Origin of the sequence: Sphingomonas cynarae, from assembly GCF_039537815.1 — a bacterium.
GTDB lineage: Bacteria > Pseudomonadota > Alphaproteobacteria > Sphingomonadales > Sphingomonadaceae > Sphingomonas > Sphingomonas cynarae.
Map to the genome: position 1 here is coordinate 382621 of NZ_BAABBF010000001.1, position 23551 is coordinate 406171.

Consider the following 23551-nt stretch of genomic DNA (forward strand, 5'->3'; position numbering starts at 1 on the left):
AAACGCGGCATCCGTAACGAAGGTGACGCCGTTTGTTTCTGAAGACCGATCAGGGACTGGAATGGGCCGGCGGCACCAGCGCGCGGGCACTGGGCGCGGGCGCCGCCGGGTTCGGCCGCGCCGCGGCGCCGCATCGGGACTGGCGCACGCGTCTCGCCGCGATCGACTGGGTACCCGATCTGGGGATGCGGATCGGCAGCCTCGACTGGTGGCGCGGCCTCGCCACCTGTACCGCGCTATGTGCCGCGACGATCGCGCTGGCGCCGGGCGTCCGGCCGCTGATCGGCAGCGTGCCGGCCCCGCTGGCGGGTGCCGAGGCGGAAGGCGCACGGGTGCAGGGCATCGCGCCGCTCGCCCTGGGCAGCGGTACCGGCCGCGTCGCCGCCGCCACCGAATTCGTCCGTCCGCTCACCGAGGTGCCGGAGCGGCCCCGGATCGACCTGTCCGCCACGCTGGGGCAGGGTGACAGCTTCGGTCGCGCGCTGGAACGCGCCGGCGTCGGTCGCACGCAGGCGCAGGAGGCGGCGCGACTGGTCGGCGGTGCCGCGTCGCTCGCCGATATCCCCGCCGGCACCCGCATCGCGCTGACGCTCGGTCGGCGGTCCAGCCGGGCGATGCCCCGCCCGCTCGAACGGCTGGCCTTGCGTGCGCGGTTCGACCTGTCGGTGGCGGTGGTGCGCGACGGCGGCGGGCTGCGGCTGGAACGCACCCCGATCGCGGTGGATCACACGCCCTTGCGGTTGCAGGGGCTGGTCGGCGCCAGCCTCTATCGCTCCGCCCGTGCCGCCGGCGCGCCGGTCCGCGCGGTCGAGGCGTATATCAAGGCGATGGCGACGCGCGTGTCGATCGGCCGCGACGTCCATGCCGCCGACAGTTTCGACATGGTGATCGAGCGCGACCGTGCCGCCACCGGCGAGACGAAGCTGGGCGACCTGCTGTTCGCCGGGCTGGATCAGGGCCGCCGTTCGCTCAGGATGCTGCGCTGGACCGGCAATGGCGAGCGGGAGGCGACGTGGTTCGATGCCGCCGGCCAGGCGGAGCGGCGCGGTGGCATGGGGATGCCGGTGGCGGGGCGCGTCACCTCGAACTTCGGCCTCAGGATGCATCCGCTGCTCGGCTTCATGCGGATGCACAAGGGGATCGACATCGCCGCTCCTTATGGCGCCCCGATCCTCGCCGCGATCGACGGCGTCGTCGCCAGCGCCGGGCGCAACGCCGGCTACGGCAATTTCGTCAAGCTGGCGCACAGTGGCGGCCTGTCCAGCGGTTACGGCCATATGAGCCGGATCGCGGTGCGCGGCGGCCAGCGGGTGCGGCAGGGGCAGGTGATCGGCTATATCGGCTCCACCGGCCTGTCGACCGGCCCGCATCTGCACTGGGAGGTCTGGCGGAACGGCCAGTCGATCAACCCGCGTTCGATCTCGTTCGCCAGCGTCGCCCGGTTGTCGGGCGAGAATCTGCGCGGGTTCAAGCGGCAGGTGCAGGCGATGCTGGCGGTGAAGCCGGGCGCGTAGGGCGTCTGTAAGCCTCGTCGTTGCGAGCGTAGCGAAGCAATGACGGGATGGCGCGGGCGGATGTCATCGCGCGTCGGACGCCGTTACCGCCGCACCACCCGCGCCCGCCACGTCGCGATATAGTTCGGATTGCCCCGGCATTCGCCCATCTCGCTCTGTTCGGACAGGCGCAGGCGGGTGCCGTCCCAGACGAAGGTCTGCGCGACGCCGCAGTCCCCCAGCCCCCGGCCCTTGGCATAGCTGGTCAGCTCGCCGCCCTGCCACCGGGCGTTGACCACGTTGGGCACCGACGGCCCTTCGCCGGCGGGGGCGATGCCGGTCGGCGCATCGGCCTGTGCCGGCCGCCACGCGCCCTTTTCCAGCACGAACAGCGCCGACGACAAATTGTACGCCCCGGTAGAGCAGGGCACGATCACCAGCGTCGCGCCGCCGCCCAGCGCATGGCTTTCGGGATAGCTGGCCGCCCCGGCGGGCAGATCCTCGCACCGCGCGCGCCGGCGCATCGCGGCGAACTGGACGCGGGTCGGCTTGTTGGCGGTGCCGGTCGCGGTCAGTGCGCCGATCACCGGGGCGCGGGGCGGGGGCGGCACCGCATCCGCGCCGCGTGCGCCCTTCGCCACCGCGGCGGTGACGGTGTCGACGCGGCCCTGCCGCTCGTCGATCCAGCGCAGGGCCGCCGCCGCGCCCTTCAGCGACAGCGTCGCGCGGGGCCGGTCCCCCGCTTCCAGCACCACCAGCGACCGGCCGTTCGCCATCTGCGCGATCACCCTTTCCGCCGCCGCCCCGGTCAGCGTCGGCAGCGCGAGGCGGCGGCCATCGATCGTCACCGCCACCGGCGCCACCTGCGTGTCGTCGCCCGGCACGTCGAACGCCAGCGCGAACCCGCCGCCCGGTCCGGCCCCCCGCGTCACCGCCAGCGTGACCGCCGGAAATGGCACCTGCGCTTCGCCGCCGAGCGAGGCCATCGTGCAGATCGCATTGTTGTCGCAGCCGACATACCAGTCGCCGAACGTCCGGGTCGGGCCGGGGCGCGGCGGAGGCGCCGTCTCCGCCGCAGCGGCCGCGGCGATCATGACCTGGACCGGCGCCGCCGGGGCGGGGTCGCTGCCCGAACACGCCGCCAGCATCAGCACCGTTGCCGCCATCGTCGGTTTCATCATCGCCTCCTAGCCGTCCCGTGCCGGACGGGGTATCGCGGGCGGAGATACCGGGCATCGACACGGGCCGGCAAGGCGGTCCGTCGCGAACGGCGGAAAGAAGGAGACGGGGATGCGGACGATCGGCGTGATCGGAGCGGGTCAGATGGGCGCGGGCATCGCGCAGGTATCGGCGCAGGCGGGGTTCCATGTCCTGCTCGCCGACGTGTCGCGCGAACAGGCCGACAAGGGCCGCGCCGGCATCGCCAGGGCGCTCGACCGGCTGGTGACCAAGGAGAAGATCACCGCCGAGGCGCGCGACGCCACGCTGGCCGCGATCGAGCCGGTCGACAGTGTCGCGGCGATGGGCAATTGCGATCTGGTGATCGAGGCCGCGACCGAGCGGGAGGCGATCAAGCGCCAGATCTTCGCCGATGTCGGCAAGGTGCTGCGCGCCGACGCGGTGCTGGCGTCCAACACCTCGTCGATCCCGATCACCCGGCTGGCGCAGGCATCGCCCGATCCGGCGCGCTTCGTCGGCGTGCATTTCTTCAACCCCGTGCCGGTCATGGGCCTGATCGAACTGATCCGCGGCCTCGCCACGTCCGACGCCACCGTCGCGGCGGTGGAGGGCTATGCGCAGGCGCTGGGCAAGCGGGTGGTGCGCGCCAACGACGCGCCCGGCTTCATCGTCAACCGCGTGCTGATGCCGATGCTGAACGAGGCGTGCTTCGCACTGGGCGAGGGGGTGGCGACCATCCCCGATATCGACGCCGCCTGCCAGTTGGGCCTGAACCACCCGATGGGGCCGCTGACGCTGGCCGATTTCATCGGGCTCGACACCTGTCTGGAGATTACCCGCGTGCTGTTCGAGGGCACCGGCGACCCCAAGTTCCGCCCGGCGCCGCTGCTGGTGAAATATGTCGAGGCGGGCTGGTACGGCCGCAAGACCGGGCGCGGCTTCTACGATTACAGCGGCGCGGAGCCGGTACCGACGCGGTAAGGTGGTGCCGTTGCGGCCGTATCGATCCTGCCCTATCCCATGCCGCAGGGAGAGCGGACGAGGGTGACGGCGATCATGCTAGCCGGGGTGCTGGTCGGCTGCGGTGGTGGCGGCAATGGTGGCGGTGGCGGTGGCGGTGGCGGTGGCGGCGTCGCGGTGGTGCCCGGTACGCCGTCGCCCGCGCCGTCCGCCTCGCCCGGTCTCGTCGCCCCCGCCAACGCCCGGGCGTATGTGAAGCGGATCGACGGCATCCCGCAGGTATTTTCCACCGGCCAGCCGATCGCGGGCGGCATCGGGCTGGATTACGGGCGCGGCATGAACCTGCATATCCAGCGGCAGCAGCGCGGCATCAACCGCTATGCCTGCACGTTCGGCGTGCCGACGCTGGTCACGGATCGTCCGGCGGCGGCGTTCACCTATACCCGGACCGGCATCAACGGCATCGCCTATGTCGTCGATCAATCGGGGGTACCGCGCACCCATACGCTGATCGCCAGCACCGCGACGATGCGCGTCGATCCGGTGGCGGGGCAGGCGGCCGTCACGATCCGCCTGCTGGGACAGTTGCTGGGGCCGGCCGGGCCGGCCACCGCGACGACCGATTTTGGCAGCTTCACCGGCACCGTCACGATCGACTGGATCGGGGGCGGCTATCGCGGTGCGCTGACGGGTCCGGACGGGCGCAGTGATTTTTCGGGCCTGGCCGGCTGGTTCTATGGCCCGCAGGCGCGGGAGGCGGCGTTCTCGTTCGCGCTCGGCGCTGCCGATCCGGCGACGGGCATCCGCCTGAGCGCGGTCGGCAACGGCAGCGGTGCCCTGTAGCGTTGGGCCGTGGCGGTGGCCCGCGATGGCACTGTCGCAAACCCGTCGCCGAACCGTCACGCCGACGTAACGTCGGTCCTGTCTGCCGATCCGGTAAACAGGGGGATAACCATCATGCGCCGTTTCGTGCCCGTTCTGCTCGCCGCCGCCACCGCGACCACCACCGTGACCGGGGCGCTGCCCGCCGCCGCCACCACGCTCGTATCCGCCTACGCCATTTCCAACGGCACCGACCTGTCGGGTCTGTCGGGGGCGGGGCAGAACCGGCTGGGCGGGTTCGGATCGGACCTGATCTACAATGCGGCGACCGACAGTTTCCTGGGGATGACCGATCGCGGGCCGGGCGGCGGCGTGCTGCCCTATGCACCCCGGTTGCAGGGCTTCGCGCTCGATATCGATCGGGCGACGGGCGCGATCGGCGGCTTCACGCTGAACAGCACGGTGCTGTTCCGGCAGGCGAACGGGCAGGTCTATTCCGGACTGAACCCGCAACTGTCGACCGGCAGCGCCGCGACGCTGGGCGCCTCGCTCGATCCCGAGGGGCTGGCGCGGTTGCCGAACGGCAATCTGCTGGTGTCCGACGAATACGGCCCTTCGGTCTATGAATTCACCCCCGCCGGCGCGTTCGTGCGCGCGTTCGAGGTGCCCGCCAACCTCGTGCCGAAACAGGCGAACGGCACCGTCGATTATGTCGCCGGGCGCGGCAATGGCGGCATCGCCACCGGCCGTCAGGACAATCGCGGGTTCGAGGGGCTGACCGTCAGCCCCGACGGCAAGACCGCCTATGCCGTGTTGCAGGACCCGCTGGTCGAGGAAGGGCGGAACACCAACAACGGCACCGTCAACGGCGAGGGCCGGTTCAGCCGCAACGTCCGCATCGTCGCCTATGACGTGGCCACGGGCACGCAGAAGGCGCAGTATATCTACCAGCTGGAAACGGTCGCGGACATCAACGACCGGATCGCCGGCACCGCCAATGACTTCAACGTCAACGCGCAGGGCCGCTCGATCGGCGTCTCGGCGATCCAGGCGGTGAGCGACGGCACGCTGCTGGTGCTGGAACGCGACAATCGCGGGTTCGGGGTGGAGGACGCCAACGGCACCACCGCGGTCGGCTCCAAGCGGGTCTATCGCATCGATCTGGCCGGCGCGACCGATGTGAAGGACATCAGCCTGGCGGGCACCAACACGCTGCCCGCCGGCGTTTCCCCGGTCGCCAAGACCGCGACGCCGTTCCTCGATCTCGCCGCCGCGCTGCGCCGCATGGGGCTGGCCATCCCGGAGAAGCTGGAAGGCTTCGCGTTCGGCCCGCGGCTGGCGGACGGCAGCTACACGCTGATCCTCATTACCGACAACGACTTCTCGGTGACGCAGAACGGCGCAGGCACGCAGTTCGACGTCTGCACCAGCGGCGTGAACGGCAGCGGCACCAGCCGGCAGGTCGCGCTGGGCGCCGGTTGTCCTGCGGGCATGTCGCTGATCCCCAACATGATCTACAGCGTCCGCCTGAGCGAGGCGGAATACCAGTCGCTGACCGGCGTGGTCCCCGAACCCGCGACGTGGGGCATGATGGTGCTGGGCTTCGGCCTGATCGGCGCGGCCGCACGGCGGCGGCAGCGCACGCGGGTTCGCTACGTCTGAGGCAAGGTAGCGGCCGATGCGTCATCGGGCGGGACTGGCCCGTATCTCCTGTCGGCGGCCGATCCGGCTGCCGACAGGAGACGATGGCGATGACAGCTTTCCGGACGATGATGCTCGCGACCATGCTGGCTGGCGGCGGCATGATGGGTGCCACCGCCATCGCCGCGCAGAAGACGGTGATGGTCGGCGGTGCTGCGATGTACCCGACCAGAACGATCGTCGAGAACGCCGCGAACTCGCGCGATCACACCACGCTGGTCGCGGCGGTCAAGGCGGCCGGGCTGGCCGACACGCTGTCCGGACCGGGGCCGTTCACCGTCTTCGCACCGACCAACGCGGCATTCGCCAAACTGCCGGCTGGCACCGTCGACACGCTGCTGAAGCCCGACAGCAAGGATCAGCTGACCGCGGTGTTGACCTATCACGTCGTGCCCGGCCGGGTCAGCGCCGCCGACATCGCCGCCAAGGCGAAGGCCAATGGCGGCAATGCCACCTACACGACCGTGCAGGGCGAGCCGCTGACCTTCCACAAGGCCGGCACGGGCAGCAAGGCTGGATGGGCGATCATGGACGGCAAGGGCCATATGGGCCGGATCACCATCGCCGACGTCTATCAGTCGAACGGGGTCATCCATGTCATCGATACGGTGATGCTGCCCTGATCGGACGGGCGCCGGAACGCAGGGGCCGGCGCCCCTTACCCCGCCCTTCCTCCTGACGGGAGGACGGTTCAGATCAACGCCAGTGCCGCCAGTTCTCCCATCAGCGCCGGCGGCATCGCCGCCAGTCCGGTGGTGTCACCGCCCAGATCGACCGGCGCATCGGCCGCCTCCAGATAGCGCCAGCCCTGATGCGCGCGTTTGGGTTGCGCCTGCACCAGCACTAGGTCCGGCCCGAGATGGATCGCCACCCGGCCACCCTCCGCCTCGCCGAAGCGCAGGATGGGGGAGCGGGCGACCAGCTGATGCTTGATGATCCAGAACAGCGATCCGCCTTCGCCCACCGGCCCGGCCACCTCTTCGTGCCGTTTGGGCAGGTAGCGCGTGGTCAGCACCATGCCGCCCTCCGCCACGCGGGCCCGGATGCGGTCGGCCAGATGCTCGACGCCGGTCGCGCCGAACGCCACTTTGGTCAGGTGAAGCGCCATACCCGCCCATCTGGGCATGGCCGCGCCCGGATCAAGCGGCGATCACGCGCCCAGACCCCACAGACTGGCCAGCCCCAGGAATGCGAAGAAGCCCATCGTGTCGGTCATCGTCGTCACGAACACCGCCGACGATACCGCCGGATCGATCCGGAACCGGTCCAGCGTCACCGGCACGATCACCCCCGCCAGCCCGGCGACGAGGTTGTTGATGACCATCGCCAGCGCGATCACCAGCGACAGGTCGCGGTTGCCGAACACGACATAGGTGCCAACCCCGATCAACAGCCCCAGCGACAGGCCGTTGGCCGCCGCGATGCGGAATTCGCGCACGATCATCCGCACCGTGTTGGACGAGGTGAGCTGGTTGGTCGCCAGCGCGCGCACCACCACCGCCAGTGTCTGCGTGCCGGCATTGCCGCCCATCCCCGACACGATCGGCATCAGCACCGCGAGCAGCGCGAACCGCGCGATCGTGTCCTGGAACAGCCCGACGACGCTGGCGGCGAACATCGCCGTGCCGAGGTTGACGACCAGCCAGGTCAGCCGCGTCCGCACGGTGAAGCGGATCGGTTCGTTGATGTCGCCCTCGCCCGCGCCCGACAGGCGCAGCACGTCCTCGCCCGCCTCCTGCTGGATGATGTGGACGATGTCGTCGACGGTGATCATCCCGACCAGCCGGCCGGCGCCGTCGACCACCGCGGCGGAGATCAGCGCGTATTTCTGGAAGCGGAGCGCGACCTCCTCCTGATCCATGTCGACCGGGATCAGCGTCTGCTCGCGCTGCATCACATCGGCGACGCTGACCCATTCGGGGGTGCGCAATATCCACGATAGCGCGCAGGTGCCGACCGGCTTGTGCTGCGGATCGACGACGAAGACTTCCCAGAAATCGGTGGTCAGTTCCTGCGCGCCGCGCAAATACGCCATCACGTCGCCCACCGTCCAATGCTCGGGCACCGCGATCAGCTCGCGCTGCATCAGGCGGCCGGCCGATTCCTCCGGATAGGACAACGCTTCCTCGATCGCGGCGCGATCGTCGGGGTCGAGCGCGCGCAGCACCGCGCGCTGCTCGTCCTCGTCCATGTCCTCGATGATCGCGACCGCGTCGTCGGTGTCCAGTTCGGCCGCCAGATCGGCGACCTCGGTCGGCGACAACGCATCGATCAGGTCCTCGCGGACGTAATCGTTCATCTCGGCGAACACGTCGCCGTCGAGCAGTTCGGCGACCGCGCGGGCCAGCGCGGCGCGATCGGGTTGCGGGGTCAGTTCGAACAGGTCGGCGATGTCGGCGGGGTGGAGCGGCCCGACCAGCGCGCGCGCTTCCTCGTCATTGCCGGCCGCCACCGCGTCCAGCACCGCGCGGATGAATTCGGGACGCAGGTGGTCGTCCTCGTCCAGTTCGTTTTCCGGCAGTTCGTTCTCGGTATCGATCGTGTCGTCGGGGGCCAGCTCGCTGTCGACCATTGCCGCCTCCCTCATGGTGTGCAGGTTCGCGGCCCTAGCCCGCCCGCCCGGTCGGGACAAGTTTGCCAGCGCCCCGCCGCATCCCTATCTGCCGCGCAACGTTAAGGCGTTCACCGATTTTCCAAGGAGCTTCCCCGATGGCCGATACCCCCGACACGCTGATCCTGACGCTGGACGGCGGCGACGTGACGATCAAGCTGCGCCCCGATCTCGCCCCCAACCACGTCGCACGCATCGTCGAACTGGCGAATGACGGCTTCTATGACGGCGTCGTGTTCCACCGCGTGATCCCCGGCTTCATGGCGCAGGGCGGCGACCCCACCGGCACCGGCATGTCGGGTTCCGACAAGCCCAACCTGAAGGCGGAATTCTCGGCCGAGCCGCATGTGCGGGGCGTGTGCTCGATGGCACGCACCAATCAGCCGGATACCGCGAACTCGCAGTTCTTCATCGTGTTCGACGATGCGCGCTTCCTCGACAAGCAGTACACCGTCTGGGGCCAGGTGACCGACGGCATGGAACTGGTCGACGCGCTGCCCAAGGGCGAGCCCCCGCGTGAGCCGGGCAAGATCGTGAAGGCCCGCACCGCCTGACGACCCGACCGGACATCGTATCCCACCCGTGGGATACGCCCGGCCTGCATCGCCCCGCCGCGCAGAGATGCGCGGCGGGGCGTTCGCGTTGAAACCCCCGCGCATTCCATGCGTTCGGCTAACATGACATTTTTGTCATGTACGATATCGGCCAATATAGGCCGGACCGTTCGCAAGGAGAACATGATGACCCGTCTTCTCGCCGCCGGGGCTGCACTCGCGCTCACCGCGCTGGCGCCGTTTGCCCCCGCTTTTTCCAACCCCGCCCTTTCCGTGGATCACGCGCTGCGGGTGGACCATCATGCCGGCCCCGTCGACGCCCGTTACCGCGGCGACGTAAAGATCCGCCAGCAACAGGTCGGCGCGGTCGGCCCCGGTGGCCGCCCCTCGACGCTGCGCTGCACCTGGGCGGGCGACATGACCGTCGCGCGCGAGGCGCGGACGGCATCGGGCGCGATGATGACGCGTGTCGTGTCGCGCGATGCGGTCGTCACCGGCAGCCATGTCGGCTGGTGCGGTTCGCAGCGTCAGGCGATCGCGGCGCAGATCGCCGCGCGCCGCGATGCGCTGGATCGTCATCTCCAGGCGGTGGCGCAGGAGGACCACCAGGTCCTGCGCGCCGAACTCGATCGCTTCCACGGTAACGTCGACGTCGGATGAGGTGCATTCTGGGGAAGAGGCACATTCTGGCGATGATGTCGGGCGCGACGATGATCGCCGCGCCCGCGCTGGCACAGGTGTCGCCGACCCTCGGGGTCGAGGCGACGACCGACGAACGGCGCCGGGGCCTGAGCTGGAGCGAGGGACAGGCGTCGGCGTCGGGTGACGTGCTGCTGCCGGTCGGCCCGGTCGATGCGTCCGCGCGGATCGCCGCGACACGCGGATCGGGGCGGCACGGCGGTGCCGACGCGGTCATCGATCTGGGCGCGGGCACGGGCTGGGACGTCGGCGCGATCCGGCTGCGCGCGACCGTGACGGGACACCTGTTCACGGGTGCGCGGGGAAGGATAGATTATGTCGAGGCGGGCGGCACCGCCAGCTATGGCATCGGTCCCTTGCGCGTGACCGGCGGCGCGATGCTCGCCCCGTCGCAAGACGCGATCGGCGGCAGCAACCTCCACCTCTTCGCCGATGCCGATGCCGGCATCCCCGGCACCCCGGTCACGCTGGTCGCGGGCATCGGCCATTCCTCGGGCGGGGTCGACGATCCTGTCCGCGCGCAACGCCTGCGCCCCGGCGGCGACTATACGAACTGGCGACTGGGGATCGAACACCGGCAAGGGCAGCTGACGCTGGCGCTCGACTATACCGGCACCGATATCGGACGCGACGATGCCTTCGGCCCCTTTGCCGATGCCCGTCATGCCGGGGACCGCATCCTGGGCCGGGTGCGGTTCGGCCTGTAGCGATTCAGTCCTCGCGTTCGTCGGTCAGCGTGAACAGCCAGTCGTGGAACATCTTTACCGGCCGGGTCTGCATCGCGCGCGGGCGGCACACGAACCAGTGGCTGTACGGGCTCTCCACCTCGATATCGGGGAACAGGCGGACGAGGCGGGGGTCGTTGGCATGATTGAAATGGCTGGCATGCATGAAGGCGATGCCCAGCCCCTGCGCCGCCGCCTCCAGCATCAGCCCGCCCGAATCGAACAGGTCGACCGCCATTGGTTTCAGCGGGCCGATACCCGCCGCGGTCGTCCAGGCGCCGATCGTATCGGGCATCTCGCGGTGGAGCAGCGCGGTCTGCCCGGCCAGTTGCGACGGATGCGTGATCGGTCGTGGCCCCTCGATCAGGTGACGCGCGCCGATGACATAGACCGAATTGCGATCGAAGCGCCGCGCATAAAGCGCCGGATCGATCTCCCGCCCCAGCGCGATCACCGCGTCCAGCCCGTCGCCCAGCCGCGCGATGCCATGCCCGGCGGTGTCGATGTCGAGATGCAGTTCGGGATGCGCCTGTCGCAAGGCGCCCAGATGCGGGAACAGCCGCTGCGCTGCGAACAGCGGCAGCACGCCCAGCCGCAGCCGCAACAGGCCGGACCCTGCCGTCATCGCCTCCACCGCATCGGACAACTGGTCGAGCACGGGCGCGATCTGCACCAGCAGCCGCTCGCCATCCTCGTTCAGCACCATCGCCTGATGGCGGCGGGCGAACAGCGGCTTGGCGATGAAGCGTTCGAGCGACTGGATGCGCCGGCTGAGCGCGGGGGCGGAGAGCGACAGCTCCTCGGCCGCGGCCTTGATCGAACCCAGCCGTGCGACCTGCACGAACGCCTCGATCGATCCCAGGGGTGGCAGCCTTCGCATATCTCCTCTCCCGTCGTCCGATGTGCCCGCCAATTGTCAGACATGCAATCGCGATATCGCTTTTCGCACTTGCAGCATAGACAAACATGGATCAGAAAGGACGTGCCTTTCAGGCATCCTCTCCTAAAAACTTCACGGGCTGGCGGTTTCGCCGGCCCTTTTTTTGTGCGCGGCGCATAGCGCCAGCCCCTCGCGCCATCGCATCCGGCTTCCTACCTGACGGGTTCGACGCCCGAAAGGATGCCTGATGGCCGATACCGATACTCCCCCACGCAAAATCCAGGTGGCGAACAGCCGGCCCGAGGATTCGGGCCGTGGTCTCGCCCACCTGCCGCGCACGCTGATGGCGGCGCTGGGCGTGGGTGAGGGCGACGTGATCGAGATCGTCGGCAAACAGTCCACGCCGGCGCGCGCGGTCGGCCCCTATCCGGAGGATGAGGGGCTCGACCTGCTGCGGATCGACGGCTTGCAGCGCGCCAATGCCGGTGTCGGCTCGGGCGATTTCGTCGAGGTACGCCGCGCCGAATCGAAGCCCGCCACCCGCGTCGTCTTCGCGCCCGCACAACAGAATCTGCGGTTGCAGGGATCGTCGAACGCGCTGAAGCGCACCTTCCTCGGCCGCCCCTTCTGCCAGGGCGACGTGGTGGCGACCGCGGGGCATCAGCGTGTGGCGGACATGCCGCCGACCGTGCAGCGCTTCATGAACGCGCCCGCCTATGCGTTGCAGGAAATCCGGCTGCAGGTCGTCTCCGCCAGCCCCAAGGGCGTCGTCCATATCGACGAGAATACCGAGATCGAGCTGCGCCCCGAATATGAGGAGGTGCGCGACGCCCGCCGGGCCGACGTGACGTATGACGATATCGGCGGCATGGCGGCGACGATCGACAATCTGCGCGAGATGGTCGAGTTGCCGCTGCGCTACCCCGAACTGTTCCAGCGGCTGGGCGTCGATCCGCCCAAGGGCGTGTTGCTGCACGGGCCGCCCGGCACCGGCAAGACGCGGCTGGCCCGCGCGGTCGCCAATGAATCGGATGCGCAGTTCTTCCTCATCAACGGGCCGGAGATCATGGGTTCGTCCTACGGCGAATCCGAAGGGCGGCTGCGCGAGGTGTTCGAGGAAGCGGCCAAGGCCGCGCCCTCGATCGTGTTCATCGACGAGATCGATTCGATCGCGCCCAAGCGCGGTCAGGTGCAGGGCGAGGCGGAGAAGCGCGTCGTCGCGCAGCTATTGACGCTGATGGACGGGCTGGAGGCGCGCGCCAACCTCGTCGTGATCGCCGCCACCAACCGCCCCGAGGCGATCGATGAAGCGCTGCGCCGGCCCGGCCGGTTCGACCGCGAGATCGTGGTCGGTGTGCCCGACGAGCGCGGTCGCCGCGAAATTCTCGGCATCCATACTCGCGGGATGCCGCTGGGCGACAAGGTCGACCTCGCCGAGCTGGCGCGGACCACCTATGGCTTCGTCGGCGCCGATCTGGCGGCCCTGACCCGCGAGGCGGCGATCGAGGCGGTACGGCGGATCATGCCGAAGCTGAACCTGGAGGAACGCACCATCCCGCCCGAGGTGCTCGACACGCTGTCGGTGACGCGCGAGGATTTCCTCGGCGCGCTGAAACGCGTGCAGCCATCGGCGATGCGCGAGGTGATGGTGGAGGCGCCACGCGTCCGCTGGGAGGATGTCGGCGGGCTCGACGATGCGCAGATGCGTCTGAAGGAAGGCGTCGAACTGCCGCTCAAGGACCCCGACGCGTTCCGTCGCCTCGGCATCCGGCCCGCGCGCGGCTTCCTGCTCTATGGGCCGCCCGGCACCGGCAAGACGCTGCTCGCCAAGGCGGTGGCGCGCGAGGCGGAGGCGAACTTCATCGCCACCAAGTCGAGCGACCTGCTGAGCAAATGGTATGGCGAAAGCGAACAGCAGATCGCCCGCCTGTTCCAGCGCGCGCGGCAGGTGGCGCCGACGGTGATCTTCATCGACGAACTCGACAGCCTCGTTCCCGCGCGCGGGTCCGGCGCGGGCGAGCCGCAGGTGACCGAGCGGGTGGTGAACACCATCCTCGCCGAGATGGACGGGCTGGAGGAACTCCAGTCGGTGGTGGTGATCGGTGCGACCAACCGGCCCAACCTCGTCGATCCCGCGCTGCTGCGGCCGGGCCGGTTCGACGAGCTGATTTATGTCGGCCTGCCGGATACCCCGGGGCGGCTGCGCATCCTGAAGATCCAGACCGCGAAGATGCCGCTCGCCGCCGATGTCGATCTGGAGGAGGTGGCGCGCCGGACCGAACGGTTCACCGGCGCCGATCTGGAGGATGTGACGCGTCGTGCCGGTCTGGTCGCGCTGCGCCGCTCGCTCCAGAGCACCGAGGTGACGATGGCGGATTTCGAATCGGCCCTCACCGAATCGCGCGCCAGTGTCACGCCCGAGACGGAGCGCGATTACGAGCAGATGGCCGCCCGCCTGAAACAGGATGCCACCGCGGTCCAGCCGATCGGTTTCATCAGCCCCGGCCAGTTGACCCCGAGGGGCAGCAAAGGGGGATAGACTCCGCCTCATCCGTCATTGCGAGCGTAGCGAAGCAATCCAGGGCGTCGAGCGTGGCCGCCGGATCGCTACGCTACGATGGCAATGACGGATCGGCAGGAATATTTCCCCGATCCCGCGCCCACCGGTACGACCGCCCGACTGTCGTTACCGCGACCTCGTAACCGTCATACCATTCGTTTCGCCCCCGGTCGCGGATCGCGACATGGTCGGGATGCCCGCGCCACGCCAATGCCGCCGCTTCGTCCGCCCACCAGCTGACGGTAATACCGAACCCGTCCGCTCCGCGTGCGCTGTCGACGCCGCAATAACCGGGTTGGAGGGCGGCCAACCGGTCCATCGCGGCGGCAGCGGCGGCATAATCCGCCTCATCGTCGCTGCGTCGCTGCGATGAAAAGATCACCGCCACCTGTCCCGTCCGGTCTGTCATGCGCCCTGAAATAACCGATTGCCGTAGCGGCAGGGAAGGGGAAGGCCGGGGTCGGCGATGCCCCATTGCGGGGCGGACTGTCGCACGATTGAAACCCTATCCCTTGCAACACGTTCGGCACCTGTGCGACGGAGGGGTCAAGACCTCGCCGTTCGTGTGGGGACCACGTTCGACAGGATTTCGATGGCAAGCTCGACCTCCGCCGCCCGCCGCGTGCGCCGCCCCGCCGGAATTCCTTCCCCGGCACAGATGTTCTTCCAGGGTTTTCTCAAGCATCCGGTGATGGTGGGATCGATCATCCCGTCGTCCGACAAGCTGATCCGCAAGATGCTGGACCGGGTGGACTGGGCCAATTGCAAGCTGTTCGTCGAATATGGCCCCGGTGTCGGCACCTTCTGCCGCCCGATCCTCGAACGCATGGCGCCCGACGCGACGCTGATCGCGATCGACACCAACGCCGACTTCATCCGCTATCTCGATGCCACGATCGTCGATCCGCGGTTCCAGCCGGTCGAGGGGTCGGCGGCCGATGTCGCGACGATCATCGCGGAGCGTGGGTTCGCCGCGGCCGACTATATCCTGTCGGGCCTGCCCTTCTCCACGCTTCCCCCCGGCGTCGGCCCGGCGATCGCGGCGGCGACGCACGCCACGCTCAATCCCGGTGGCGCCTTCCTCGTCTATCAGTTCAGCCCCAAGGTGAAGGACTTCCTGGTCCCGCACTGGCAGCGGATCGACCACGACATGGAATGGTGGAACGTGCCCCCCGCGCAGTTGTACTGGGCCTGGAAAGACTGAGCGCAGACGCGGCCACGCCCGCGTCGGTGCCGCCCCCGGCGGCAGCGCGAAGTCCGGTCGGCGGGTCGGCATCACCGATCCCGTCCGACGTAAAGACGGCGGCTTTGCCGTCGTCCCTTCTCCCATCGTCGTAAATACGACGAGGCGCCTCTCCGCGACCCAGACCATCATGACCGCATCACCGTGACGGCGTGACCTATTCGTCGATCCCGAAGTTCAGTCCGCGCGACACGCTGGGATCGATCACCCCCAGCATCACATACGCCCCGAACTGCTTCACCCGCTGCCACCAGCCCGTCTCGCGCCGGTACACGTCGGGGGTCACCGCCTGCGACTGTGCGATCTCGCCATCGACATAGGCGCGGACATGATTGGCAAAGGCGGCATCGTCGATCCGCAGCATCAGTTCCAGATTGATGAACAGGCTGCGCATGTCGAAATTGGCCGAACCGATATGCACGATATCGTCGATCGCATAGAGTTTGGTGTGCAGCTTGGTCGGCAGATATTCGAACAACTGCACCCCCCGCTTCATCAGGCCGGCATAGGTGAAGCGCGCCGCGGCGATCGTGGCGTTGTTATCGGACCGGGCGGCGGTGACGATGCGGACCCGGTGGCTGGCCCGGCCGGCACGCTCGATCCGGCGCAACAGCATCGGGCTGGGCAGGAAATAGCCGGCCACCATGTCGATGCAGCGTCCCCGCGCCATGTCGTCACGCACCGTCCTTGCCCAGGGCGACAGCCGGCGGGTGGGGCCGCCGATCAACCAGCGCATCCGGCCATGCCGTTCGCTGAATTGCGCCAGCGATCGGTTGATCGGGCCGACGCGCAGCTTGGGATGTTCGATCGCGGCGCGCAGGGCGTCGAAATAGCCCCCCATCCGCGCCGCCGCCGGCCCTTCGACCAGCAGCCCCAGGTCGCGCCACGCCTTGTCCGCGACGGTGCCGAAATAATCGTCCTCGACATTGAAGCCGCCAATGATGATCCGCGGGTTCTCATCGGCATCGGCCAGCGCCAGTTTCTGATGATTGCGCAACAGGTAACGCCGCCCGAACGAGGGCGTGAACCAGCACACGTCGACCCCGGCGGCACGAATGTCGTCGAAGAACGAATCGTCGGTGCCGTCGCTGCCGAACCCGTCCACGACCACCGCTACCGTCACCCCGCGCCGGGCCGCCGCCGCCAGCGCCGCGTTGATCCGCCGGCCGGTGTCGTCGTCGGCGTAGATATAATAGAGGATGCGCAGCGAATGGCGCGCGCCATCGATCAGGTCGATCAACGCCCGCAACCGTCGCGGTCCGGTGTCGAGCAGCGTCAGCCGGTTGCCATCGACCGTGAACACCGGCTGTTCGGGCATATCGTCCGCGACCGGTCGGTCGGGCTGGGCGGGCACCGGCGCTGCGCTGTCGGGCAGGGGCGGGGTACGGTCGGACACCGGCATGGTCTCACTACGCACGGGCGGGGCGGGTTGATCCATGTCACCTTGCCGACGCCAACCTTGATTTTAACCGGCTCTTGCGCTATCCGCCGCCATTCTCCTGATTTCAGCGTTTTGAAGGACACGGCATGGCGCGCGTCACCGTCGAGGATTGCGTCGACAAGGTTTCCAACCGGTTCGACCTCGTGTTGTTCGCGGCGCAGCGGGCACGCCAGATTTCGGGTGGCGCCGATCTGACGATCGATCGCGATCGCGACAAGAATCCGGTCGTCGCCCTGCGCGAGATCGCGGAAGAGACGGTGCGTCCCGATCACCTGCAGGAATCGGTCGTTACCTCGTTGCAGAAGGTACGGGTCGACGACGATGACGAGGTCGATGCCGTCGGCTCGCTGTCCGCGCAGGCGGAGGCACTGCGCCTCACCGCCGCCGCGCCGCCGCGCAACCAGAATCTGGGTGCCGACTACGACGGCTGATCCGGTTTCGATCGGAACATGAAAAGGCCCGCGACGGCGACGTCGCGGGCCTTTTCATGTCGTAGTGATGCTGGATGCGAACCGGCCTTGCCGTCGTTGCGAGCGTAGCGAAGCAATCCGGAACCACGCACGGTGGCCCCTGAACTGTCTTGCTCCGCCGCGCAACGCCACGATCGGTGGGGGCGATGCCATCCCGGTTGAGCCATACCGACCCCGGGCTGTCCTACACCGGCACGTCCCGCTACGATCGCGCCACGGCCATCCCGCCGCCGCTCTTTCGCACCGTCCGCCACACCCCTGTAGGATGCGACCTTCGCGACCTTAGTGTGACTTTTCAGTCCGCATCGTCTTCCACCGGATCGGCCGCGGCTCGCCCCTTGAAGCCTTGCGCGATCACATACCATTCGGACGAATCCTTGCGGCTGGCCGGTGGCTTGGCATGTTTCACCGTCTGGAAATTGCGCTTCAGCGTCGCGACCAGATCATTGTCCGCGCCGCCTGCCAGCACCTTGGCGACGAACGCGCCGCCGGGTTTCAGCACGTCGCACGCGAAGTCCACCCCCGCCTCGACCAGCGCCATCGTGCGCAGGTGATCGGTCTGGGGATGGCCGACGGTGTTGGCCGCCATGTCCGACAGGATCAGGTCGGCGGCGCCGCCCAGCGCCTCCTGCAACAGGCCCGGTGCCGTATCGTCCATGAAATCGAGTTGCAGGATCGTCGCGCCGTCGATCGGGTCAACCGGCAGCAGGTCGATCCCGACGATCGTCGCCACCGGCACCTGCCGCCGCACCACCTGCGTCCAGCCGCCCGGTGCGATGCCCAGGTCGATCACCCGGCGCGCGCCCTTCAGCAGCCCGAACCGCTCGTCCAGTTCGATCAGCTTGTATGCCGCACGGCTGCGATAGCCCTCCGCCCGCGCCTTGCGGACATAGGGATCGTTCAACTGCCGCTCCAGCCACCGCGTCGATGCCGCGGTGCGGTTGCGCGCGGTCTTCACGCGCGTCCGTCCGCCCGATCCGCCCCTGCTCATGTCTTGTTCCTCATGCCGCCGTCCTCATGGCCGGCGCTCGCCCATCAGGCGGCGCAGGATGCCTTCGCGGATGCCGCGATCGGCGATACCCAGCCGTTCGGCCGGCCACAGGTCCATGATCGTCTCCAGAATCGCACAGCCCGCCACCACCAGATCGGCGCGCTCGTTGCCGATGCACGCTACCTCGGCGCGCTGCGCGATCGATTTGCCCGACAGCGACCGGCTGATCTCGCGCATCGCCGCCGCCGGGGCGACCAGCCCGTCGACCGCCGACCGGTCGTAATGGCTCAGGCCCAGATGCACGCTGCCCAGCGTCGTCACCGTGCCGCTGGTGCCCAGCAGCCGCGGCTGGTCGACCCGGGGCAGCCGTGCCGCGAACGGCGCCATGCTGGCCGCCGCCAGCGCCCGCATCTCCGCATAGGCCCGTGCCAGCGCCGCCGGGTCGCCATTGCCGGCGGCACCCGCCCGCTCCGTCAGCGACACGACGCCCCATGGTGCCGAGTGCCAGTCGAGCACGCGCGGCTCCGGTCCGGCGGTGTCGACCAGCACCAGTTCGGTGGATCCGCCGCCGATGTCGAACACCAGCGCGGGATCGCTGCCCGGCTCGATCAGCGCGTGGCAGCCGAGCACCGCCAGCCCCGCCTCTTCCTCCGCCGAGATGATGTCGAGCCGGATGCCGGTTTCGGCATGGGCGCGCTCGATGAAATCCGCGCCGTTCGCGGCCCGCCGGCACGCCTCGGTCGCGACCGATCGGGCGAGCACGACGTTACGCCGCTTCAGCTTGTCCGCACATACGCGCAGCGCCGCCAGCGTCCGCTCGATCGCCGCATCGCTCAATCGCCCGCTTGCCGCCACGCCTTCGCCCAGCCGGACGATGCGCGAAAAGGCATCGACCACGGCAAAGCCCGACCCCTGCGGCCGGGCGATCAGCAATCGGCAGTTATTGGTGCCCAGATCGAGCGCGGCATAGGCCCGCGCATCGCCCCACCGGCCGCGGGGCGGCCGGTTCGGCGCCGGACGGGCAGGGCGATCCTGCCGGTACGGCTCTCGGGCGGAAACATCCCCCATCGCCGTGATACTTTCCGTTCGTGTTCTGCCGTCACGATCGCAAGGATGCGCTCGCTCGGTGTCTAGCCCCAACGTAGCGCTCCCCCGCCCCGACGACAAGCGGCGTCGATTCCCCCCGTTGACACCGCGCTCCGCCCGGCCTAGAGGCGCGCTTCGGTTGCCCGATCCTCTAATGGTAAGAGAGCGGACTCTGACTCCGTCAATCAAGGTTCGAGTCCTTGTCGGGCATCCAGTTTTTCCAGCTATTTTAATAGCTTGGGGTCCCTTTACGAAGGGCCGGCGCCGGTATTTTTGCAGCCGCATCGCCTGACAGTCGAATTTGTCGATTTCTGCCGATTACCCGGGCGACCGGAATATCCATGCGACACGGTTTTCCCATGGCTCACGTCGATGGCAAGTCGTCATCTGCTATGATTCTGAGGGATTGGCAGGGGTAGGATATGTCAGGGGCTCGCCCTTGTCTGCGGATAGCCGCTGGCACCTGAAAACATGGGTAGCCCCTGCGGGGTGATCATCACACGCCATCACAGGAAAACATAACAATCTCTACTGCCTGTAGCAGGAGAAATGGTGCCCAGAAGAGGACTCGAACCTCCACGACCTTGCGATCGCCAGCACCTGAAGCTGGTGCGTCTACCAATTCCGCCATCTGGGCACGGGGTAGGTGGCGGCCTTTAGGGGTGGTGCAGGAGCCTTGTCAACAGCCGTTGTGATCGGCAAAGGCCAGAAAACCGCATCGGGATGCAAATCATGAAGAACAAGCTGGTGACGCTGATCGGCGGCGGAGGGTTCGTCGGACGCTATGCGGTCCGGGCGCTGCTCAATGCCGGCGCGCGGGTACGGGTGGCGCAGCGCGATCCGCGCCATGCCTGGTTCCTGAAGACGCAAGGTGGCCTGGGCCAGACGCAGTTCGTCGCCGCCGACGTGACCCGGCCCGACACTGTCGCCCGTGCCGTCGCGGGCGCGGACGTGGTCGTCAATCTGGTCGGCGTGATGGGCGGGGCGATGGACCGCGTCCATGTCGACGGTGCCCGTACCGTCGCGGTGGCGGCGGCACGGGCCGGGGCCGGAGCGCTGGTCCATGTCTCGGCGATCGGGGCCGACCCCGGCAGTGCCGCCGCCTATGGCCGCAGCAAGGGCGAGGGCGAGGCGGCGGTACGCGAGGCATTCGCGCAGGCGACGATCCTGCGTCCCTCGATCGTGTTCGGGCGCGAGGACCAGTTCGTCAATCGCTTTGCCGGGATGATCGCCGCCAGCCCGGTGGTGCCGGTGCTGCGCGCACCCGTTCGTTTCCAGCCGATCTTCGCGGGCGATCTGGGCGAGGCGATCGCCGTGGCGGCGGGTGATCCCGGCCGGTTCGGCGGCCATGTCTACGAACTGGGCGGCCCCGACGTGATCTCGATGGGCGAGCTGATCCGCTTCATCGCCGATGCGATCGGGCGTTCGCCGCATATTCTCGAACTGCCCGATGCGATCGGCGCGCTGCTCGCCAAGGTGCCGGGCGGGCCGATCACGCGCGACCAGTGGCTGATGCTCCAGCAGGACAATGTCATGGGCGCTGGGGCGGAGGGGCTGGCCGCGCTCGGCATCGCGGCCACGCCGCTGGCGGCCGCCGCGCCGGAATGGCTGGTGCGGTTCCGCCAGCAGGGCCGGTTCGGCCGCCGCACCGTCGAGCAGGCGTCGTGACGCTTTCCCCGTGTCCGGAGCATAGCCGTTGACCGATTATCTCGTCGCCATCCTGCTCGGCATCGTCGAAGGGGTGACGGAATTCCTGCCCGTCTCGTCGACCGGGCATCTGGTGCTGGCGACCGAACTGATGGGCTATGACGCGTCGCGCTGGACGGTGTTCAACATCGCGATCCAGCCGGGCGCGATCCTCGCCATCGTCGTGTTGTACTGGCGCACCTTCATGGCGGTGCTGGCGGGGTTGATGAAGCGTGAGCCGAATTCGGTCGCGTTCGTCCGCAATCTGCTGATCGCGTTCGTGCCGGCCGTGGCGCTGGGGCTGGCCTTCAACGACCAGATCGAGGCGTTGCTGGAAAACGCCGTCGTGGTCGCCTGGGCCTTGATCGTCGGCGGCGTCGCGATCCTGATTGTCGAGCGTCTGGCGAAGACGCAGGCCGTGGGCGGCATCGCCGGCGTATCCGCCATCCAGTCCGCGAAGATCGGGGTGGTCCAGTGTCTGGCGATGATCCCGGGGGTCAGCCGGTCGGGCGCGACGATCATGGGGGCGATGTCGCTGGGCATCGATCGCCGCACGGCTGCCGAGTTCAGCTTTTTCCTGGCGCTGCCGACCCTGACGGGGGCGACCGTGCTCCAGATGGTCAAGCATCGTGACGCGATCACCGGGGCGGGGCTGGAACTGATCGCGATCGGCTTTGTCGTATCGTTCGTCGTCGCCCTGGTGGTGGTGAAGGCCTTCATGGCGGTGGTCACGAAACACGGATTCGCGCCCTTCGCCTGGTATCGAATCATCGCCGGCGCGGCGGCGTTGCTGTTTCTATACAGCAGGTAGGTCCGTTTCGGTTATTAATAGGAGATAGCCTGTTTCGGGAAAGGGCATTTCAGCACATATTTCCCATAAATAGGTAAGTAATGCTTACTTGAGGTCGATTGTTGTCCGTTGTAGGGCCGTTCGGGTAATTATCGAGCGGAGATACGGCATGGCGGACAACCCGATGCTGAAGTTCGTCACCGAAGGTCAGTCCTATCCGGCAAAGCGCGCTGCCGACCTGCGCGCCGCGGATTTCCGTGAGATAGCCGATCGCTATGCGGTGCCCGACGCCGAGGATCAGGCGTCGCGCTGTTCGCAATGTGGCGTGCCCTATTGCTCGGTGCATTGCCCGCTGCACAATCATATCCCGGATTGGCTGCGCCTGACCGCGGAAGGGCGGCTCCGCGAAGCGTATGAGCTGTCGAACAGCACCTCGACCATGCCCGAAATCTGCGGTCGCATCTGCCCGCAGGACCGGTTGTGCGAGGGTAACTGCGTGATCGAGTTCTCCGGCCACGGCGCGGTGACGATCGGTTCGGTCGAGAAGTTCATCACCGATACCGCCTGGGCGGAGGGTTGGGTCGAGCCGGTTGTGGTCGGTCCTTCGCGCGGGCAGTCGGTGGCGGTGATCGGCGCCGGCCCGGCCGGGCTGACCGCGGCAGAATATCTGCGCGGCCATGGGTACGACGTCCATGTCTATGACCGGCACGATCGCGCCGGCGGCCTGCTGACCTATGGCATTCCCGGTTTCAAGCTGGAAAAGCCCGTGGTGATGCGCCGCATCGAACGGCTGGCGACGGCGGGGATCGAGTTCCACTACGGCTTTGCGGTCGGCGAGGATGCGACGCTGGACGCGTTGCGCCAGCAGCATGATGCATTGCTGATCGCCACCGGCGTGTACAAGGCGCGGCAGGTTGATGTGACCGGCAACGAGACGCCCGGCGTCGTCGCCGCGCTCGATTATCTGACCGCTTCCAATCGCAAGAGCTTCGGCGATGCGGTGCCGGCATTCGACGACGGCCGGCTGGATGCGGCCGGGCGCAACGTCGTCGTGATCGGCGGCGGGGATACCGCGATGGACTGCGTCCGTACCGCGATCCGTCAGGGTGCCGCCTCGGTCAAATGCCTCTATCGCCGTGACCGCGCCAACATGCCCGGCAGCCAGCGCGAAGTGGCCAATGCCGAGGAGGAAGGCGCAGAGTTCGTCTGGCTTTCCGCCCCGCTCGGCTTCGACGGGCAAGGGCAGGTCAGCACGGTCCGCGCCAGCCGGATGCGCCTGGGTGCGCCCGACGCCAGCGGCCGCCGCGCGCCGGAGGTCGATCCGGGCGCCGGCCTCACGCTCGACGCCGATCTGGTCATCAAGGCGCTGGGCTTCGACGCGGAGGATCTGCCGACCCTGTGGGGGGCGCCCGAACTGGGCGTCAGCCGCTGGGGCACGGTGCTGGTCGACGGCAAGACGTTGATGACCAGCCTCGACGGCGTATTCGCGGCGGGCGACATCGTCCGCGGTGCCAGCCTGGTGGTGTGGGCGATCCGCGACGGCCGCGACGTGGCCGCATCGATGCACAAATGGCTGAAGGCGAAAGCGCGTGCCGAGAAGGTGGCGGCGTGAAGGCCCGCCATCATCCGGTGCCGGTGATGGCGCTCGAATCTATTTCCA

Annotated in this window: 21 protein-coding genes, 2 tRNA genes and 2 pseudogenes; 16 read left to right on the forward strand and 9 right to left on the reverse strand. The window is 68.3% G+C overall.

Annotated features, from left to right (window positions below):
- The first annotated feature begins 32 nt into the window (after positions 1–32).
- Entirely contained in the window at positions 33–1514 is a 1482-nt protein-coding gene (locus ABD719_RS01810; protein WP_344691664.1) for a peptidoglycan DD-metalloendopeptidase family protein, read from the forward strand.
- A gap of 83 nt (positions 1515–1597) precedes the next feature.
- On the opposite strand, the gene ABD719_RS01815 is transcribed toward ABD719_RS01810, so the two are convergent.
- Positions 1598–2671 carry a DUF1176 domain-containing protein gene (locus tag ABD719_RS01815; RefSeq protein ID WP_344691665.1) on the reverse strand — a complete coding sequence of 358 codons (1074 nt, stop codon included), beginning with the start codon at positions 2669–2671 and terminating at the stop codon, positions 1598–1600.
- Between the two features lie 112 nt (positions 2672–2783).
- On the opposite strand from ABD719_RS01815, the gene ABD719_RS01820 reads away from it, so the two are divergent.
- The 5 genes and pseudogenes from ABD719_RS01820 (at position 2784) to ABD719_RS01835 (ending at position 6778) form a co-directional block, all read left to right on the forward strand.
- Complete coding sequence (locus tag ABD719_RS01820; protein WP_344691666.1) at positions 2784–3653, forward strand: 3-hydroxybutyryl-CoA dehydrogenase; 870 nt, start codon at positions 2784–2786, stop codon at positions 3651–3653.
- A 63-nt stretch (positions 3654–3716) separates the two neighbouring features.
- Positions 3717–4475, forward strand: coding sequence for a hypothetical protein (locus ABD719_RS01825; RefSeq protein ID WP_344691667.1), 759 nt, complete (start codon positions 3717–3719; stop codon positions 4473–4475).
- Between the two features lie 114 nt (positions 4476–4589).
- A pseudogene (locus ABD719_RS01830) lies at positions 4590–5825 on the forward strand (esterase-like activity of phytase family protein); the annotation flags it as partial.
- Positions 5826–6011: 186 nt separating this feature from the next.
- Positions 6012–6116 (forward strand): annotated as a pseudogene (locus ABD719_RS18650) (PEPxxWA-CTERM sorting domain-containing protein); the annotation flags it as partial.
- A gap of 89 nt (positions 6117–6205) precedes the next feature.
- On the forward strand, positions 6206–6778 hold the full coding sequence (locus ABD719_RS01835) for a fasciclin domain-containing protein (RefSeq protein WP_425567087.1): 573 nt from the start codon (positions 6206–6208) through the stop codon (positions 6776–6778).
- 68 nt (positions 6779–6846) lie between these two features.
- Here the strand turns inward: ABD719_RS01835 and ABD719_RS01840 are convergent, their stop codons facing one another.
- Entirely contained in the window at positions 6847–7263 is a 417-nt protein-coding gene (locus ABD719_RS01840) for a DUF1489 family protein (protein ID WP_344691948.1), read from the reverse strand.
- Between the two features lie 42 nt (positions 7264–7305).
- A complete protein-coding gene (mgtE, locus tag ABD719_RS01845) occupies positions 7306–8727 on the reverse strand; it encodes a magnesium transporter (protein WP_344691669.1) in 1422 nt (473 codons plus the stop codon).
- A gap of 137 nt (positions 8728–8864) precedes the next feature.
- Here mgtE and ABD719_RS01850 point away from each other — a divergent pair, with 137 nt between their 5' ends.
- The 3 genes from ABD719_RS01850 (at position 8865) to ABD719_RS01860 (ending at position 10726) form a co-directional block, all read left to right on the forward strand.
- Positions 8865–9320: a peptidylprolyl isomerase gene (locus ABD719_RS01850; protein ID WP_344691670.1), complete on the forward strand. Its 456-nt coding sequence runs from the start codon at positions 8865–8867 to the stop codon at positions 9318–9320.
- A 186-nt stretch (positions 9321–9506) separates the two neighbouring features.
- A complete protein-coding gene (locus tag ABD719_RS01855) occupies positions 9507–9980 on the forward strand; it encodes a hypothetical protein (RefSeq protein ID WP_344691671.1) in 474 nt (157 codons plus the stop codon).
- Complete coding sequence (locus tag ABD719_RS01860) at positions 9977–10726, forward strand: TorF family putative porin (protein WP_344691672.1); 750 nt, start codon at positions 9977–9979, stop codon at positions 10724–10726. The genes ABD719_RS01855 and ABD719_RS01860 overlap by 4 nt, the downstream gene beginning before the upstream one ends.
- A 4-nt stretch (positions 10727–10730) precedes the next feature.
- Here the strand turns inward: ABD719_RS01860 and ABD719_RS01865 are convergent, their stop codons facing one another.
- Entirely contained in the window at positions 10731–11624 is an 894-nt protein-coding gene (locus tag ABD719_RS01865) for a LysR substrate-binding domain-containing protein (RefSeq protein ID WP_344691673.1), read from the reverse strand.
- Positions 11625–11871: 247 nt separating this feature from the next.
- Between ABD719_RS01865 and ABD719_RS01870 the strand changes: the two genes are divergently transcribed.
- Positions 11872–14163 carry a CDC48 family AAA ATPase gene (locus tag ABD719_RS01870; protein WP_344691675.1) on the forward strand — a complete coding sequence of 764 codons (2292 nt, stop codon included), beginning with the start codon at positions 11872–11874 and terminating at the stop codon, positions 14161–14163.
- Positions 14164–14236: 73 nt separating this feature from the next.
- Here the strand turns inward: ABD719_RS01870 and ABD719_RS01875 are convergent, their stop codons facing one another.
- The gene (locus tag ABD719_RS01875) at positions 14237–14593 is read right to left on the reverse strand and encodes an antibiotic biosynthesis monooxygenase family protein (RefSeq protein WP_344691676.1); all 357 of its coding nucleotides are present in this window, start codon (positions 14591–14593) and stop codon (positions 14237–14239) included.
- A 183-nt stretch (positions 14594–14776) separates the two neighbouring features.
- On the opposite strand from ABD719_RS01875, the gene ABD719_RS01880 reads away from it, so the two are divergent.
- Positions 14777–15388 (forward strand): class I SAM-dependent methyltransferase, encoded by a 612-nt coding sequence (locus ABD719_RS01880; RefSeq protein ID WP_192125661.1) that lies wholly within the window; start codon positions 14777–14779, stop codon positions 15386–15388.
- Positions 15389–15584: 196 nt separating this feature from the next.
- On the opposite strand, the gene ABD719_RS01885 is transcribed toward ABD719_RS01880, so the two are convergent.
- Positions 15585–16745, reverse strand: a complete 1161-nt coding sequence (locus ABD719_RS01885; RefSeq protein ID WP_344691949.1) for a phospholipase D-like domain-containing protein — start codon at positions 16743–16745, stop codon at positions 15585–15587.
- Positions 16746–16954: 209 nt separating this feature from the next.
- Here ABD719_RS01885 and rpoZ point away from each other — a divergent pair, with 209 nt between their 5' ends.
- Positions 16955–17299: a DNA-directed RNA polymerase subunit omega gene (gene rpoZ / locus ABD719_RS01890; RefSeq protein ID WP_192125786.1), complete on the forward strand. Its 345-nt coding sequence runs from the start codon at positions 16955–16957 to the stop codon at positions 17297–17299.
- 334 nt (positions 17300–17633) lie between these two features.
- Here the strand turns inward: rpoZ and ABD719_RS01895 are convergent, their stop codons facing one another.
- Positions 17634–18329, reverse strand: a complete 696-nt coding sequence (locus ABD719_RS01895; RefSeq protein ID WP_344691677.1) for an RlmE family RNA methyltransferase — start codon at positions 18327–18329, stop codon at positions 17634–17636.
- Positions 18330–18353: 24 nt separating this feature from the next.
- Positions 18354–19397 carry a Ppx/GppA phosphatase family protein gene (locus tag ABD719_RS01900; RefSeq protein ID WP_192125663.1) on the reverse strand — a complete coding sequence of 348 codons (1044 nt, stop codon included), beginning with the start codon at positions 19395–19397 and terminating at the stop codon, positions 18354–18356.
- A gap of 158 nt (positions 19398–19555) precedes the next feature.
- Between ABD719_RS01900 and ABD719_RS01905 the strand changes: the two genes are divergently transcribed.
- A tRNA-Gln gene (locus ABD719_RS01905) sits at positions 19556–19629 on the forward strand.
- 336 nt (positions 19630–19965) lie between these two features.
- Here ABD719_RS01905 and ABD719_RS01910 read toward each other — a convergent pair.
- Positions 19966–20052 (reverse strand) — tRNA-Leu (locus ABD719_RS01910).
- Positions 20053–20147: 95 nt separating this feature from the next.
- On the opposite strand from ABD719_RS01910, the gene ABD719_RS01915 reads away from it, so the two are divergent.
- From ABD719_RS01915 to ABD719_RS01925, 3 genes are all read left to right on the forward strand, one after another.
- Positions 20148–21083, forward strand: coding sequence for a complex I NDUFA9 subunit family protein (locus ABD719_RS01915; protein WP_344691678.1), 936 nt, complete (start codon positions 20148–20150; stop codon positions 21081–21083).
- A 28-nt stretch (positions 21084–21111) separates the two neighbouring features.
- Positions 21112–21912 (forward strand): undecaprenyl-diphosphate phosphatase, encoded by an 801-nt coding sequence (locus ABD719_RS01920; protein WP_344691679.1) that lies wholly within the window; start codon positions 21112–21114, stop codon positions 21910–21912.
- A 148-nt stretch (positions 21913–22060) separates the two neighbouring features.
- Complete coding sequence (locus ABD719_RS01925; RefSeq protein WP_344691680.1) at positions 22061–23503, forward strand: NAD(P)-dependent oxidoreductase; 1443 nt, start codon at positions 22061–22063, stop codon at positions 23501–23503.
- Positions 23504–23551 lie beyond the last annotated feature (48 nt).

Excerpts from the sequence above, each read along its gene's own strand:
- ABD719_RS01815 (WP_344691665.1), bottom strand. The coding sequence starts at position 2,671 with ATGAAACCGACGATGGCGGCAACGGTGCTGATGCTGGCGGCGTGTTCG.
- ABD719_RS01820 (WP_344691666.1), top strand. The coding sequence starts at position 2,784 with ATGCGGACGATCGGCGTGATCGGAGCGGGTCAGATGGGCGCGGGCATC.
- ABD719_RS01835 (WP_425567087.1), top strand. The coding sequence starts at position 6,206 with ATGACAGCTTTCCGGACGATGATGCTCGCGACCATGCTGGCTGGCGGC.
- ABD719_RS01840 (WP_344691948.1), bottom strand. The coding sequence starts at position 7,263 with ATGGCGCTTCACCTGACCAAAGTGGCGTTCGGCGCGACCGGCGTCGAG.
- mgtE (WP_344691669.1), bottom strand. The coding sequence starts at position 8,727 with ATGGTCGACAGCGAGCTGGCCCCCGACGACACGATCGATACCGAGAAC.
- ABD719_RS01850 (WP_344691670.1), top strand. The coding sequence starts at position 8,865 with ATGGCCGATACCCCCGACACGCTGATCCTGACGCTGGACGGCGGCGAC.
- ABD719_RS01855 (WP_344691671.1), top strand. The coding sequence starts at position 9,507 with ATGACCCGTCTTCTCGCCGCCGGGGCTGCACTCGCGCTCACCGCGCTG.
- ABD719_RS01860 (WP_344691672.1), top strand. The coding sequence starts at position 9,977 with ATGAGGTGCATTCTGGGGAAGAGGCACATTCTGGCGATGATGTCGGGC.
- ABD719_RS01865 (WP_344691673.1), bottom strand. The coding sequence starts at position 11,624 with ATGCGAAGGCTGCCACCCCTGGGATCGATCGAGGCGTTCGTGCAGGTC.
- ABD719_RS01870 (WP_344691675.1), top strand. The coding sequence starts at position 11,872 with ATGGCCGATACCGATACTCCCCCACGCAAAATCCAGGTGGCGAACAGC.
- ABD719_RS01875 (WP_344691676.1), bottom strand. The coding sequence starts at position 14,593 with ATGACAGACCGGACGGGACAGGTGGCGGTGATCTTTTCATCGCAGCGA.
- ABD719_RS01880 (WP_192125661.1), top strand. The coding sequence starts at position 14,777 with ATGGCAAGCTCGACCTCCGCCGCCCGCCGCGTGCGCCGCCCCGCCGGA.
- ABD719_RS01885 (WP_344691949.1), bottom strand. The coding sequence starts at position 16,745 with ATGCCCGAACAGCCGGTGTTCACGGTCGATGGCAACCGGCTGACGCTG.
- rpoZ (WP_192125786.1), top strand. The coding sequence starts at position 16,955 with ATGGCGCGCGTCACCGTCGAGGATTGCGTCGACAAGGTTTCCAACCGG.
- ABD719_RS01895 (WP_344691677.1), bottom strand. The coding sequence starts at position 18,329 with ATGAGCAGGGGCGGATCGGGCGGACGGACGCGCGTGAAGACCGCGCGC.
- ABD719_RS01900 (WP_192125663.1), bottom strand. The coding sequence starts at position 19,397 with ATGGGGGATGTTTCCGCCCGAGAGCCGTACCGGCAGGATCGCCCTGCC.
- ABD719_RS01915 (WP_344691678.1), top strand. The coding sequence starts at position 20,148 with ATGAAGAACAAGCTGGTGACGCTGATCGGCGGCGGAGGGTTCGTCGGA.
- ABD719_RS01925 (WP_344691680.1), top strand. The coding sequence starts at position 22,061 with ATGGCGGACAACCCGATGCTGAAGTTCGTCACCGAAGGTCAGTCCTAT.